Origin of the sequence: Actinomyces sp. HPA0247 (assembly GCA_000411415.1) — a bacterium.
GTDB lineage: Bacteria > Actinomycetota > Actinomycetes > Actinomycetales > Actinomycetaceae > Pauljensenia.
This window is the reverse complement of record KE150451.1, coordinates 443,270-458,128: the sequence shown is the minus strand read 5'-3', so window position 1 is coordinate 458,128 and position 14,859 is coordinate 443,270. Positions and strand designations below refer to the sequence as shown.

General features: G+C 65.5%; 12 protein-coding genes. 8 read left to right on the top strand and 4 right to left on the bottom strand.

The window, feature by feature from the left end:
* Positions 1-2: 2 nt before the first annotated feature.
* The 6 genes from HMPREF1478_RS07105 (at position 3) to HMPREF1478_RS07080 (ending at position 8,482) form a co-directional block, all read left to right on the top strand.
* Entirely contained in the window at positions 3-1,865 is a 1,863-nt protein-coding gene (locus tag HMPREF1478_RS07105; RefSeq protein WP_016461402.1) for a rhamnan synthesis F family protein, read from the top strand.
* A complete protein-coding gene (locus tag HMPREF1478_RS07100; protein ID WP_016461401.1) occupies positions 1,862-3,133 on the top strand; it encodes an acyltransferase family protein in 1,272 nt (423 codons plus the stop codon). The genes HMPREF1478_RS07105 and HMPREF1478_RS07100 overlap by 4 nt, the downstream gene beginning before the upstream one ends.
* Entirely contained in the window at positions 3,130-4,434 is a 1,305-nt protein-coding gene (locus HMPREF1478_RS07095; protein ID WP_016461400.1) for an alginate O-acetyltransferase AlgX-related protein, read from the top strand. Before HMPREF1478_RS07100 ends, HMPREF1478_RS07095 begins: the two co-directional genes overlap by 4 nt.
* A gap of 40 nt (positions 4,435-4,474) precedes the next feature.
* Positions 4,475-5,317, top strand: a complete 843-nt coding sequence (locus HMPREF1478_RS07090) for an ABC transporter permease (protein WP_016461399.1) — start codon at positions 4,475-4,477, stop codon at positions 5,315-5,317.
* Entirely contained in the window at positions 5,317-6,609 is a 1,293-nt protein-coding gene (locus HMPREF1478_RS07085; protein ID WP_016461398.1) for an ABC transporter ATP-binding protein, read from the top strand. The genes HMPREF1478_RS07090 and HMPREF1478_RS07085 overlap by 1 nt, the downstream gene beginning before the upstream one ends.
* 148 nt (positions 6,610-6,757) lie before the next feature.
* Positions 6,758-8,482, top strand: coding sequence for a C40 family peptidase (locus HMPREF1478_RS07080; protein WP_016461397.1), 1,725 nt, complete (start codon positions 6,758-6,760; stop codon positions 8,480-8,482).
* 69 nt (positions 8,483-8,551) lie between these two features.
* On the opposite strand, the gene HMPREF1478_RS07075 is transcribed toward HMPREF1478_RS07080, so the two are convergent.
* From HMPREF1478_RS07075 to HMPREF1478_RS07065, 3 genes are all read right to left on the bottom strand, one after another.
* Positions 8,552-9,595 (bottom strand): glycosyltransferase family 2 protein, encoded by a 1,044-nt coding sequence (locus HMPREF1478_RS07075; protein WP_016461396.1) that lies wholly within the window; start codon positions 9,593-9,595, stop codon positions 8,552-8,554.
* Positions 9,592-11,145, bottom strand: coding sequence for a DUF2142 domain-containing protein (locus HMPREF1478_RS07070; protein ID WP_016461395.1), 1,554 nt, complete (start codon positions 11,143-11,145; stop codon positions 9,592-9,594). Before HMPREF1478_RS07070 ends, HMPREF1478_RS07075 begins: the two co-directional genes overlap by 4 nt.
* An 84-nt stretch (positions 11,146-11,229) precedes the next feature.
* Positions 11,230-11,823: a hypothetical protein gene (locus HMPREF1478_RS07065; protein ID WP_016461394.1), complete on the bottom strand. Its 594-nt coding sequence runs from the start codon at positions 11,821-11,823 to the stop codon at positions 11,230-11,232.
* A 206-nt stretch (positions 11,824-12,029) separates the two neighbouring features.
* On the opposite strand from HMPREF1478_RS07065, the gene rfbB reads away from it, so the two are divergent.
* Both rfbB and HMPREF1478_RS07055 read left to right on the top strand, forming a co-directional pair.
* Positions 12,030-13,037 carry a dTDP-glucose 4,6-dehydratase gene (gene rfbB, locus HMPREF1478_RS07060; protein ID WP_016461393.1) on the top strand — a complete coding sequence of 336 codons (1,008 nt, stop codon included), beginning with the start codon at positions 12,030-12,032 and terminating at the stop codon, positions 13,035-13,037.
* A 4-nt stretch (positions 13,038-13,041) separates the two neighbouring features.
* Positions 13,042-14,016 (top strand): glycosyltransferase, encoded by a 975-nt coding sequence (locus HMPREF1478_RS07055; RefSeq protein WP_016461392.1) that lies wholly within the window; start codon positions 13,042-13,044, stop codon positions 14,014-14,016.
* Positions 14,017-14,019: 3 nt separating this feature from the next.
* On the opposite strand, the gene HMPREF1478_RS07050 is transcribed toward HMPREF1478_RS07055, so the two are convergent.
* A complete protein-coding gene (locus HMPREF1478_RS07050; protein ID WP_016461391.1) occupies positions 14,020-14,631 on the bottom strand; it encodes a hypothetical protein in 612 nt (203 codons plus the stop codon).
* Positions 14,632-14,859 lie beyond the last annotated feature (228 nt).

Below are 14,859 nucleotides of genomic sequence, written 5' to 3'. Positions count from 1 at the left end.
CCGTGAAGCGCGCCGGTATCTTCCTGTTCTTTGATCCGCAGGGCCTCGTCGACGACTACATCGTCGAGTGCCTGACCTCGCTGCGCGAGTACCTCGATGAGATCCTCGTCGTCTCCAATTCACCTCTGGACGACACCGCGCGCGAGCGCCTCCTGAAGGGTGCCACCGAGGTCTTCGAGCGGGAAAACACCGGCTTCGACGTGGGCGGATACCGCGACGGCATCGCACGTTTTGGTTGGGATCGCCTCGGCCAGATCGACGAGCTGATCCTCTTCAACTACACCTTCTTCGCGCCCATCAACCCGTGGAAGAACCTCTTCGACCGCGTCGAGGCCGCCGGAGCGGTGGATTTTTGGGGCATCACCGAACACGACGAGGTGCGCCCCCACCCCTTCCTGGCAGCCACCCGCATGCCCCGGCACATCCAGTCTCATTGGATCGCCGTGCGCAACCCGCTGCTCAGCTCCCCGGACTTCCGCAAGTACTGGGACGAGATGCCCCCGATCCGCTCCTACAACGACTCGATCCAATGGCACGAGTCGCGCTTCACGGAGTACTTCGGGGACCTCGGCTACACGCATGTCGTTGCCTACCCGCGCGAGGACTACCCCTCGCGTAACCCCGTCTTCGACAACGCCTCGCTGCTGCTCGCGGACGGCTGCCCGATCCTCAAACGCCGTAACCTCTTCCACGACCCGCTCTACCTGGACCGCCACGCCATCATCGGCGCGGACATGCTGGAGTTGGCCGAGCGGGCGGGCTACGACACCGACCTGATCCTCACGAACCTCGCGCGCACTTCGCGTCCGCGTGACCTCGTGACGAACGCGGGCCTGACGACCGTCGTCCCGCCGCGCGCCGACCAGGCGACCCTGGATGCGGCCGCTTCCCTCAAGGTCCTTGCCGTCGCACACATCTTTTACGCCGACATGGCCGACGAGATTCTCGACCGCCTGAGCGTCCTGCCCGCCGGTTACCACCTGGTGGCCACGACCTCGAACGAGGAGAACAAGGCGCTCATCGAGGCGCGCGCTTCGGAACGAGGCGTGGACGCCGACGTGCGCGTCGTGTCCTCCAACCGCGGCCGCGACATCGGCGCGTTCCTCGTGGATTGTGGCGACGTGCTCACGTCGGGCGAGTACGACATCGTCGTGAAGATCCACTCGAAGAAGTCCGTTCAGGACGACTACAACGCCGCCCAGCTCTTCAAGGAGCACCTCTACGACAACCTGCTGGCCTCCTCCGATCACGTGGCCGGCATCCTCGCCGACTTCGCCGCCCACCCGGGCCTGGGCATGGCCATCGCGCCTATGCCCCACATGGGGTACCCGACGATGGGCCACGCGTGGTTCGCGAACCGCGCCCCCGCCCGCGAGTTCGCCAAGAGGGTCGGCATCACCGTCCCCTTCGACGACGACCAGCCGCTGGCCCCCTACGGCTCCATGTTCATCGCGCGCCCCGAGGCCTTGTCCTTGCTGACCGGCGCCGGCCTCGTCCCCGAGGACTTCCCCGAAGAGGGCGGCTACAAGGACGGATCGCTGGCCCACGTCATCGAACGCCTCCTGGCCTACGCGGTCCTGTCGCGCGGCTACTACGTCCGCCCCGTCATGACCCCGAAGTGGGCGGGCGTGTACTACGGCTACCTCGAGTACAAGCTGGCCGCGACCTCGTCGATGATGCCCGCATTCGCGATCGACCAGGTGCCCTTCCTCAAGGCGCGCATGGGAACGGTCCCGAACCTGCTGGGTGCTGTCAAGACCAACATCATGGTGCGTACCCCCGGCCTGGGCAACGCTCTCAAGCCGGCGTACCGAGCGGCCCGAGGGTTCGCCCACAAGATCCGATCCATGAAGGGTGAGCGATGAGCCTGGCCTCCACGATTCGGGCTGCGGCCCCGCACACGCCCCAGTCCGTCGCGCAGGCATTCAACTCCAGGTCCAACTCGATCGGGTTCTTGCGCTGGCTGATGGCCTTCATGGTCATCTTCTCGCACGCCGGACCGATCGCCGGATTTTACGGCGGCGAGGACCTGGGCGTGCAGATCTCGAAGGAACAGTCCATCGGTGGCGTCGCCGTCGCGGGATTCTTCTTTTTCTCGGGATTCCTGATCACGCGCTCGCGCATGGGACGCGCCACGATCTGGCGCTACATGTGGCGCCGCGTCCTGCGTATCTTCCCGGCCTTCTGGGCGGCCTTGCTGTTCACGGTCGGTATCCTCGCTCCGATCGCCTACTGGCACACGTTCCACAACATTTCCGGCTACCTGCACCCGGCCACCGAGTCCCCGCTCACGTACTTCGTGAACAACATGTTCCTCCACCTGGGACAGCGCAACATCGCTGGAATGGGCGAGAACCTGCCGTACTACATCCTGCACGGCGCGCGTGACTGGAACGGCTCGGCCTGGACGCTCATCTATGAGTTCAAGGCTTACATCCTGGTGGCGATTCTCGGCCTGTTCGGGGCGCTGGCGAACCGCAAGGTGGGCGGCGCTTTCGCCCTCGCCCTCATCGTCCTCAACGCCCTGCAGTGGATGGGCGCGGGGCAGGTCGCTAGCGTCAACTACCTGCTGCGAGACCCCTACATGCTCATGTTCATGGGTCCCTTCGCCTTCGGTATGCTCTTCACGCTCTACGGCGACAAGATCCCCATGGATTCGCGCCTGGCGTGGGGTGGCCTGATTTTCGGCGTCCTGTCCTACGCGTCGGGCGGCTGGAACATCATCGGTCAGTACGGTTTCCTGTACTTCCTCATGTACCTGGCGATCCGCCTGCCTCTGCAGAACTGGGAGAAGCACGGCGACCTGTCCTACGGCATCTACATCTACGCGTGGCCGATCATGGCCTTCGCCGCGTACTTCCACCTGCAGGATCGCGGCTGGCTCGCCTACCACCTGACGGTCGTCGTGACCGTGCACATCCTGGCCTACCTGTCGTGGCACCTCATTGAGAAGCCCGCGATGAGCCAGAAGAACTACCTGCCCGGATGGATGGATAAGCTCATCGAGCACTTCCGTCCCGCGTACGAGGCCGTGGCGCGCCGCATCGTGACGCCGGCCCTGTCCTCGACCAGGATCGCGACGGTCATGGAGGCCGAAGCGTCGTCCGCGCAAGCCGAGGGGGAGACCAAGTGAGCGAGAAGAAGGCTACCGGCCAGTTCAAGGAATCCGAGTCGGGTCTGCGCGACATCTCTTTCGATGAGGGAGTCCCCACCGGCTCGTGGAAGCACCGCCTCCACTACGTGCCTCTCGCGATTCTCCTCGCGGGGGCGTGCGCGGCTACCACGGTCGGCGTGTGGTACAAGGCCACCCACCCCGCCCCTCAGGTTGCAGCGGCACCGGCCGCCCAGGCCTCGTCGTTTGCACGCACCACGCCCCAGTCACTGCCCGAGGTGTGCGCGCCCACCCCGCGCGCCGACGTGGGCCCCTGGACGCCCGGCGTCGCTGGCACCGCGGGATACCTGCCGACCGACGCCGCGCAGGCCTCGTTTGAGAAGGGCATGACCGGCGTGACCACCTACGTCGAGGGGCGCGACGGCTACCTGTTCCTCTCCGACGTCTTCAACGCGAACTTCTCCCAGGCGCTGGGCCGCGTACGCCCCACCGCCGACCAGGTGAGCGCGTGGGACCGCTACATGAGCGGCATCGAAACCGCAGCCAACGCGCAGGGCGCGACCGCGCTGTTCCTGCCTGCCCCGGCCACGTGGGACGTCTACTCCGATAAGCTCCCGCAGTGGGCCGATCCGCTGACGGGAACGACCTCCCTGGACCTCATGCGCTCCGCGCTGCCCACCCACGCCTGGGTGGATGTGCGTGAGGGGCTGCGCGAGGCCCGAGCGGGCAGCGAAGCACCGCTGTACTCGACGGTCAACCCGCACTGGTCGCCCTACGCCGCGCACGTCGCGTGGAACCAGACGCTATCCTGCCTGGGCGCGGTCAACCCGCAGCTCGCGGATCTGCCGTCCCTGTCGCCCTCAGGCATGACCAGCGCGGACGCTCCCAACGAGTACGAGGCCCTGGGTGGCCCCGCTCAGGTGGGGCCGTGGGCTGTGCCCACTTACGAGCAGGACCCGGGCAGCGTCCACCTCCTGCAGCTGGAGAGCCGCGACGAGCTGGCTGATACGACCGCGCGCCTGGCCGAGGTGGCGAGTGCCCCCGAGGTGTCCCTGGCCAGCCCCGTCGACTTCCAGAACAAGCCGGCGCTCACCTACAACCCGAACGGGCGCGGCACCGCGCTCATCGTGCGTGACTCGCAGGGCAACAACCTGGGTCCCGAGGTCGCAGCGACCTTCGAGTACACGATCCAGGTCGGTCACGGTCTCGACACGGACAACCCGACGGATGTCGCCTCCCTCATCGAGGCCTACAAGCCCAGCGTCGTGATCGTGGAGTTCACGCAGCGCTACCTCGCGCTCACGCCGACTGATCGCAAGTAGAATAGTTTTCCTGACCACGACAGAAGCGATGGGAGTAGCCGTGTCTGAGACGAAACGGGTCGTTGACCTGACGATGCGCATGGCGCAGCGCTCGATCTCCTCGGAGTTCAAGGGCACCGCGCTCGGCCGCCTCTGGTCCTTCATCAACCCGGTCGCCACGATCGCCGTGTACGCGCTGATCTTCGGTGTCGTCTTCCGCGGCGAGGCCGACAAGGGCGTGAACTCGGGGCTGTCGTCCTTCGCGCTGTGGATCGGCGTGGGTGTTATCGCCTGGAACTTCATGTCGAGCGGCATCCAGCGCGGCATGGACTCCCTCGTGGGCAACTCGGGTCTGCTGACGAAGGTCTACTTCCCACGCCAGGTCCTCATCTATTCCTCGGTCTTGGCCCTGGCCTACGACTTCGCATTCGAGCTGGCCGTCATCATCGTCATCATGTGCATCGCCGGTGGCCCCGGCGTGCTGCTCATGATCCCCGCAGTCATCGTGATCACGGCGCTCGCGATGCTCTTCGTCATCGGCATGGGCCTCATCCTGTCGATCGCGTCGGTGTACTTCCGCGACATCTCGCACCTGTGGCAGATCTTCAACCAGATCTGGATGTACGCCTCGGGCGTCGTCTTTTCCCTGTCGATGCTCAACAAGGTCCAGACCGACCTGGCGGCCAAGGGCTGGACCTGGGGTGGCGAGCCCCTCCCGATCGTCACGATCTTCCGCCTCAACCCCGCCGAGCTCTTCCTCGAGGCCTACCGCTCGACGCTGTACGGCTTCGCGATGCCGTCCTGGCAGGTGTGGCTCGGTTGCGCCGCCTGGGCCTTCGGTATCTTCGGCCTCGGCTCGCTGATCTTCCGCCGCTTCTCGGCACGAATCGTGGAGGAACTCTGATGACGAACGCGATTTCGGTGGAGGGCGTCTCCAAGCGCTTCCGCATCTACAAGAACCGCAACCAGTCCCTCAAGGGCGCGTTCCTGCAGCGTTCGCGCGCTCAGTTCGAGGAGTTCTGGGCCCTCGACGACGTCTCCTTTGATATCCCGCAGGGCAAGACCTTCGGCCTGCTCGGCCACAACGGTTCGGGCAAGTCGACGCTGCTCAAGTGCATCGCGAAGATCCTCACCCCGGACAAGGGAAGGATCTCCTCGACGGGCCGCATGGCCGCCATGCTCGAGGTCGGCTCCGGCTTCCACCCCGAGCTGTCGGGCCGCGAGAACATCTACCTCAACGGCGCGATCCTGGGCATGAGCAAGAAGGAGATCGACTCCAAGCTGGATGCGATCATCGACTTCTCCGGCGTTGAGCGCTTCATCGACCAGCCCGTCAAGAACTACTCCTCGGGCATGTACGTGCGCCTGGGATTCTCCGTGTCCATCCACGTGGAGCCGGATATCCTCCTCGTCGACGAGGTCCTGGCCGTGGGCGACATGGAATTCCAGAACAAGTGCATGGATAAGTTCGCCCAGCTCAAAGACCAGGGACGCACGGTCGTCGTCGTGTCCCACGGCCTCGAGCAGATGCGTACCTTCTGCGACCAGGCCGCATGGCTGGACCACGGCACCCTCGTCGACGTGGGAGCCGCCGCCGAGGTCATCGACACCTACTCCGATGTCGCCCACCACGCCGTCGAGGTCGAGGGCGGCGGGACGCGTTTTGGCAGCGGCGAGGCCATGATCGAGCGCATCGACCTGCTCAACGCTTCGGGCGAGCCGACGTCTCTCGTCTACCCGGGTGATCCCGTGCGCCTGCGCCTGCACTACCGCGCGAAGGAACGCATCGAATCCCCGGTCTTCGGCGCCTCCATCGACACTCGCGAGGGCGTCTTTGTATGGGGCCTGCACGGCATGGATGCCTGCTACGTGCCGACCTCGATCGAACCGGGCACGGGCCACCTGGACGTCGAGATCCCGCGCCTGACCTTCAACCCGGGCGCCTACACGATTTCGGCGGCCATCCAGAACCACGACATGACAGGCGTCATCGACGCCCTCCAGAAGGCGCGCCGCTTCGACGTGCTGCCCGGCCCCGGCATGGAGTCCGGCGGACTGGTCAACCTGGGTGCCTCCTTCACGGGCCTGACGCCTGCGCGCCCCATGCGCGACGTACCCAAGCGCGGAGCCGCCGACTACGAGCACCTCGCGCGCATGCAGGCCCAGCAGGCCGACGCGCTCGAGACTGAGGACTGACCCACTGACGTCGATGGAGGGCCGGGTTCAGCGGAGTCATACCGCTGAGCCCGGCCTTTGTCTGCTTGGAGGGCCCAAACGCCCGCGCGCGCTGCGACAATCGTCCTACACTTATAGGAGAACTGTTGTCCAGCGACAAGGCACAGCCATGGCACCGACGCCCACACTCGCCCGCCGCGCCTCCGCGCGCGCCCTCATCGCAGCCCTGTCCCTCGCCCTCATCGCCCTGCCCGCACAGGCCCGCGCTGACGCAGGTGAGGAGACCGCGCCGCAATCCTCCGCACAGAGTTCCACCGCGGCCCAGTCCGCCGGCGAGACGACGCCGTCCGCGACGCCCAGCCTCCCGCCCACGGGCGCGCCCGAGGCCACCGACTCCAGCGCGAGCGGGCAGGAACGGGGTGCCCAGGCCTCGTCGGTCACCACCGAAGCGCCGACGATGACGGCCCCGGACGAAACCGGTCGGGGAGCGTGGGTGCGCGACTCGATCGGCTGGTGGTGGCGGCGCGCCGATGGCACCTACCCCGCCTCCCAGTGGGTGGCAATCGGGGGTAGCCGCTACTACTTCAACGCAAACGGCTACATGGCCACCGGCTGGGTCCGCGACGGGAACGACTGGTTCTACCTGGCGTCCTCCGGCACGCTGCTCGGCGGCTGGGTGCGAGACGGGGGTTCCTGGTACTACCTGGACCCCACCAGCGGCGTGATGCACACGGGCATGACCGGGGTGGATGGCACCTGGTATTACATGGATTCCTCGGGCGCGATGCGCACCGGCTGGGTCAGCCTCGCCGACGGCTGGCATTACTTCGCGTCCAGCGGCGCGCAGATGGGCGGCTGGCTGCGTGACGGAGGCTCGTGGTACTACCTGGACCCCACCAGCGGCGTGATGCACACGGGCATGACCGGGGTGGACGGCACCTGGTATTACATGGATTCCTCGGGCGCGATGCGCACCGGCTGGGTTAGCCTCGCCGACGGCTGGCATTACTTCGCCTCCAGCGGCGCGCAGATGGGCGGCTGGCTGCATGATGGGGGACAGTGGTACTACCTGGACCCCAACACGGGCGTCATGCGCACGCAGCCCCTGGAGGTCGGTGGCCGCCGCTACGAGTTCGATGCCTCGGGCGCATGGCGCGGGTACGAGGCCCCGGCCGGCTACCTGCAGCCCACCGACCACATCACGGGCCTCGGGGACGCGACCAATACGCTCACGTGGGGAATGAATGGCACCAAGGTGCGCATCGCCCAGGTCCGACTCGGCCTGTGGCATTCCAACAAGCTCGCCTCCGTCGACGCACCCTTCGTCGCCGCCGTCAAGAACTTCCAACAGCGCGCAGGACTGCCCGTCACCGGCGTCGTCGACAAAGCCACCTGGGACGCCATGGACACCGGCTACCCGTGGACCGTCGACCAATACCAGGCCACGCCCCTGCCCCTGACCGCCACGCGCAACGAGCGCGTCGAGGCCATGATCGGCTACGCATGGAACCAGACGGGATCGTCCTACACGTGGGGAGGGGCCGGCCCCTACGACCAGGGATTCGACTGCTCCGGCCTGGTCCTCCAGTCCCTCTACGTCGCCGGACTGGACCCCCAGCCCATCAACGTCATCAAACACGCATGGCCCTCGTATCGCACGTCGCAGGAGCTCTACGCCTACCCGTACTTCCAGCACGTGCCCCTCGCCCAGCGCCAGCGCGGCGACCTCATCTTCTACACGACGAGCGGGACCGTCACGCACGTTGCCATCTACCTCGGAGACGACTTGATCGTTCATACCGACTGGATGGGGCGCCCCGCCCGCATGCAGCACATCACCGCCGGATACGGGTGGGATCGCATGACGTCAGATGTCGTGCGGCCGCTGCCGTAAGAGAGACAAGAAGGCGGGCCGGTCGTGGGTTCTCCCACGACCGGCCCGCCTTCGTCGCAGTGGCGTCGCTCAGCGCCCCAGCAGGCGGCGCAGGACGCGCTTCGGCAAGGAGACCGTCCGACGCAGCGACCGCTGCAGGACCGAACCCGCCTCGAGCTGCGCACGCAGAGCGCTCACCTCGCCGCGCAGCTCGTGCACTTGCTCGTGCAGGGACGTCATCGTGTTGAGCATATTGACGTGCACGAGATTCAACGAGGAATGGAAACCCGAATCCACGCGCCCCAGCTCCTCGCGCATACGGCGGTAGTACTCCGCCGACAGGAGCGCCTGACCCAAGTGCGGGGACGAGGGATCGTCCGTCGCCAGCATCGCGCGCAGGTAGCGGTCGCGGATATGCAGGTTATCCCACTTATGCAGGTACGCGTCCGTGACGACGGAGTTGCCCAGCGATGCATCCATCGTGTCACGGTGATGCCAATAGGCCAGCCGCTCCCCGTCGATGAAACCGACCGGGGAATCCGCCAGCAGCCGCAGGTTGAAATCCCAATCGGCCTGCGTCTGCAGCGACCCATCCCAGTGACCCACGCGGTCCGCGACCTCACGGCGAATCAGCTGCGAGATCGGTGGCGTGTAGTTCTCCACCATCATGTCCACGAGGGACAGGCCGTAGTTGTCCGTCGACAGGACCTCGCGCTCGATCTCGATACAGGTACCGTCGGCGCGCACGCGTTCGCGGATGATCTCGCAGCGGGTCGCAACACCGCCCGCCTCCGGATGCTCGTCCAGGTAGGCGACCGTCTTCTTCAGGAAGTGCGGGTGCCAGGAGTCGTCATCGTCGTGGACCGCGTAGTAGGTGCAGTGCGAGGCGGCCAGGCCAGACTCGAGCGCCGCCTCGCGACCATTCGAGACCTCGTTCGTGACGATCGTGATCTTCGAACGCACGGCGCTCTTCTGTTTCTTGACGATCGAGCGCACCTCGGCCTCGTCGCCGGCGTCGTTGACGATGACCACCTCGTAGTCGTCAAAGCTCTGCGAAGCGATCGACGCGAGGGCACGGGTGAGCATCGCCGGGCGATTACGCGTGCGCACGACGACGGTGACTGTTGCGCTCATGCGGTTTCTTCCTCTTCATTCGGAGTGGACGAGGTGGGCGCCTCCACCCGGCGCTGACGCAACAGGTAGATGGCGCTCACCAGGGCAAGCGTGTATCCCAGCGAGGCGAGGCCCCACAGGACCATCGGGCTCAGCGGCATGTCGGCCCACCACCACTGGATGTCACCATTCAGATTACCCGGTGCGATCCATCCGATGTGGGGAATCCACAGGAGCCCACGGACATAGCGGGCGATCGTCGTGTGCATCGCGACCGCTTGTGCGACGCTGAGGAAGACGACGAAGAAGGTGAACTGTCCCTTAGTCGGGGACGGCTTCTTCACGGCTGACGTCACCCAGATCATCAGCCACGTGCCCAGCAGAGGCAACGCGTAGCGCGAGTGATACCCGCCGAGGTTGGGGAAGGCGGTGGGTGTCGCGATCAAGAGCGGGATTCCCGCCATCGCGCCAAAGACCATGAAAGCAGCCAGGGCCTTGCGCAGGCTCACGGTGCGCGCGCCGTAGAAGAGCACCGCACCCAGGACGAGGAGCCCGAGGATGGTCGTGTAGCCCGGCAGGGGAGTGTCGCGCCAGCCCGGCCCGGAGTACAGTCCGAGGAAGCCCGCGAAGTAATCGGGCAGGTAGCGCACGTTCATCACCGCGATATCGATACGATCCTGCAACGTCACGGTTGCGTCGCTCGTGTGAGAGACGTTGGATGCTTGGCCGCTGCCGAGCATGAGCCACACGCCAATCGCGCTCAGAACGGTGGCAACCCCGATTTCGGGCAGATGCCGCCTGCGAGCCTGCAGGATCAGGATGCCCAGGGATGCAACGAACACATAGAAGGACGCATCGCCACGGCATTCATAGCACAGGAGTGCAGACAGGCCGGCCACGCCCAGCAGGGTCCAACGTCGCCATCCCTGAGCGTGCAGTGCGGCATACAGGGCTGCGCCGTAGCAGAAGACGCCGGTGATAGCCCAGGACGAGGGGTTGTTGGAAGCGATGAAATACAGGCCCATCGGCGTCCACGCGATGAGTGCTGCCAGCGCAACACTGGTTCTGACTTCACGGCGTGACAGGCCGATGATCGCCCCCAACAGAATGAGGAGGATGGCAACGTTCGCGGCGCGCATGTGCCACACGGAGCTCTCCACGTTGTGCCCCGTCAGCAGATGGTGGAAGTGGTAGAAACCCGGCGGATACTGGCCATCATCGTAGCGATACGACGGGAACAAGGTGTCGTCCGAGTATTTCTTGACGCACGCGTGAGATGTTTCCGGGTGGAAAGCCTCGCACTGCGCATGCGACACGGTCTCGGGGACAAGGACATTCACTTGTCCCTCGACCATGGTCGTCTGGCAGGAGGATTCGATGGGTCGCGGGCACCACGCGGACACGAGATGGTAGTCATCGTCGGGTGCGGACCCCGGAGGGGACGCGAAGATCCAGCCGGTGGCCACGGCGAGGACGCCGAGGACCAGGAGGACGAAGGCGAGGGGTCGTGCTGCGGTGGAGACGAAACGCTCTCGCGCAGAGGCAAGGTGGTCGGCGAACGCACGTGCCATGAATCGAGCCAATCTGTCCGGAATAGGTACGTCTAATGTACACGAGTCCGGGCCCTGCCCGGTGAGCGCGAGCGGGAGGAGAAGCTAGAAGACGACGGGCCAGTGCGGCATACAGGTCGTGAGCGTGGCATGGGCGTCCGTGGCCTCGGCGAGGGCCTGGGTGTAGGCGGGGTTCGTCTCGGGCTGTTCGCCGCGCTTGAGCGCTTCCTCGGCGGCCTGCTGATCGGCGAACTCGGGGATGGCGCCGGAGTCGAGGGCTGCGTTGCGCGCGACATACACCGAGAGGGCGTCAAGGGCCTGCTTGGAGGTTTCGTCCGAGGCTGCCTGGGCGAGACGGTCGGAATAGTCGTTCTTAAATGCGGCTGCGAAGGCTTCCCATGCGCGGTGGCGCTCGTCCGCGTTGGTTTCCCCCGAGCGCTTGGCTGCCAGTGCCCGGTAGGCCTGGCCGGTCTCGGAGCCGTTCAGGGCTTCGGTGAAAATCGCGTCCATGGCAGCGCATCCGGGCGACGCAGCGCGCAGAGTCGGGCTGGCCGAGCTTGAGGGCTGACCGGGGTCTCCGGGTGAAACGGAGACAGTAGGCGTCGACTGTGCGCTCTGGGCGTCCTCCGACAGGGAGCACGAGGCCGTGGCGAGCGCACAGAGCGCAAGCAACGCAAGGGAGGGGACGAGGCGAGTCACGAGGGATCCGTTTCTGTTGGGGATGCGTCCAATTTATCAGTGTGGAGCGGCTGGTCAGGGGACCTCCGCCGTGGCGAATAGTGACGTATCCGACGGGGTAGTGGAGGCCAGTGTCAGGGAAAGCGTGAGAACTACGGCATAATAGGGGCAGGAATTGGGTGAGTAACACCCTCGGACGCCCACGGGCGCGCAAAGGAGAAGACCTTATGAAGATCGTTGTGACCGGCGGTGCTGGCTTCATCGGAGCGAATTTCGTTCACACGCTGCTGGAGGATCATCCGGACGTCGATGTCGTCGTCCTGGATAAGTTCACCTACGCGGGCAACCGCGCATCCCTGACCGACGTGCCCGCCGAGCTCGCTGCCCGCCTGACCGTCGTTGAGGGTGACATCGCTGATGCGGACCTTGTCGATGGTGTCGTCGCCGACGCTGACGCGGTTGTGCACTTTGCCGCCGAGTCGCATAACGACAACTCCCTCCTCGATCCCTCGCCCTTCATTCAGACCAACCTGGTGGGCACCTTCACCCTGCTGGAGGCTGTGCGCCGCCACAAGGTTCGCTTCCACCACATCTCCACGGACGAGGTCTACGGCGACCTTGAGCTGGACGATCCCGCGAAGTTCACGCCCACCACGCCGTACAACCCCTCCTCGCCCTACTCCTCGTCCAAGGCTGGATCGGACCTGCTGGTGCGCGCGTGGGTGCGTTCCTTCGGCGTCGAGGCCACGATCTCGAACTGCTCGAACAACTACGGCCCGTACCAGCACATCGAGAAGTTCATTCCGCGTATGATCACGAACCGCCTGCGCGGTGTGCGCCCCCGCCTGTACGGCGATGGCCTGAACGTGCGCGACTGGATTCACGTGCGCGACCACAACACGGCCGTGTGGGACATTCTCACGAAGGGCCGCATCGGTGAGACTTACCTGATCGGCGCGAACGGCGAGACGAACAACCGCGACGTCGTCGCCATCCTGAACGAGCTGATGGGTTACGCGCCCGACGACTTCGATCACGTCAACGACCGTCCGGGCCACGACCTGCGCTACGCAATCGACAACTCCAAGCTGGTCACCGAGCTCGGCTGGGAGCCCAAGTTCACGAACTTCCGCGACGGCCTGGCCGACACCATCGCCTGGTACACCGAGAACGAGGCGTGGTGGGCCCCGCTGAAGGAAGCTGTCGAGGCGAAGTACGCCGCCGAAGGACACTGATTCCTTGGCTGACGTGACCCGAGACGAGGCCGCGCCTCGCCCCCGCGTCACCGTCCTCATGGCCACCTACAACGGGATGGCCGAGGGCGGGGCGTGGCTCGACGAACAGGTGGACTCCGTGCTCGCCCAGGCGGGCGTGGAGGTCCGCCTCGTCGTGTCCGACGACGCGTCGAGCGACGGGACGCGCGCGCACCTTCAGGAGCGTGCGGCCGCCGACCCTCGGATCATGGTCCTGCCCCAGCGTGACGGTACTCCCGGCGTGACGGGCAATTTCCTGCATCTTTTCACGACGCACACCCCCGACGGCTCCTACGTCGCCTTCACCGACCAGGACGATGTCTGGCACGAGGACAAGCTGAGTTCTCAGCTGGCTCTCATGGCTGCGCGCGGGGCCGACGTCGTGTCCTCGAACGTCACCTCATTCCAATCGCTGCCCGGCGGCGGGGTGGGGGAGCGGCGCCTCATTCGCAAATCGCAGCCCCAGCGCGCATGGGACTTCCTCTTCGAGGCCGCGGGACCTGGCTCGACCTACATCTTCAGTCCGAAGGCCCACGAGACCCTCGTACGCGTCTTGAACGACCTCGACTACAGCGACATCGGCGTGCACGACTGGTACGTCTATGCGCTGGCGCGGTCGATCGGCCTGACGTGGGTCATTGGCGAGGAGCCGACCCTCGAGTATCGCCAGCACGGCGGCAACGTGCAGGGCGCGAACTCCGGTTCCGGCGCACGCGATGCCCGCATGGCCAAGCTGCGCAATGGCTTCTACCGCAAGCAGTTCATCCTGACGGCCCGCGCCGCCCAGAAGGTAGGCAGTTTCGATGAGCGCCGCGCGCGCCAGCTGCGCGCCATCCTGGGCGAGCTTGAGGGGCAAGACGCGCTGTCAAGGCTGCGATTCGCCCTGCGCTGGCGGCAGATCCGCCGCGACCCCGTGGAGGGTCTCAAGCTCGCGGCCGCCCGCGTTCTGGGCGTGTGGTGATGACTACCTCTGGTAGGTGACGAGCCCGCCGTCCGCGTCCTCCGTCGCGAGGATCTGCGCCAACTTGTCAGGGGAGACCTCGCGCGGATCAATGATGACGACCGAACGTCCCTGCATCCACTGATCGAGCACCTGTCCCGCGCCCGTTCGCACGTCCCACAGCAGCGCGACGCGGCGACCGCGCACCGGGGCTGACGGGTGAGAGCCCGCCAATGCCTCGTCCCGGGCCTGCATGAGCAGCGGGGGAGTGTCGACGATGAGGGCGTCCGGCTGCGTGGCGATCTCCGCGAGGCCGTCGAGCGCCCCGCCTAAGGGGCCGTCCCATGCGAAGGACAGGTACTGTGCGGGCTGGGCGAGTACATGTGCTCCAGCGTCGATTGCGTCAAAGGCTTCGGAGCCGAGAATATTCGTGACGAAAAGGTCGCCGGGCAGTGGGCGTCGTGTATCGAGGAGCTCCCATCCCATCGCTCGCGCGGCGATCTGCCAGAGGGTGTCCTGCCAGGGTTGAAGAGTCGTGTAGATGCGAGTCGGTGTCGGTTCGCCTGTGCCGAACAGATCGGTGGCGAGTTCGTTTGTCAGGTAGTTCGCGATCTTCGATAGCCACCTGCTGACCACGGGTCCTCCCAGTTCAACTCGCTCCTGGCCGTATTGGGTGAGCGCTGGCCCTGACCATTCGTTAATCGCTGTGATACAGTGGGTGAGCCTGCTCATAGTTTCTGAGGACGTATTGTTCATGGTTTCAAGTATATCGAAGGTCCTATGTGTTCCAAGTACTTAGTAACTGTGAAGTCCTTGAAAACAGGCACTGTTTTACCGTTGGGTCAAGTGCTACGGGAAAGGTCT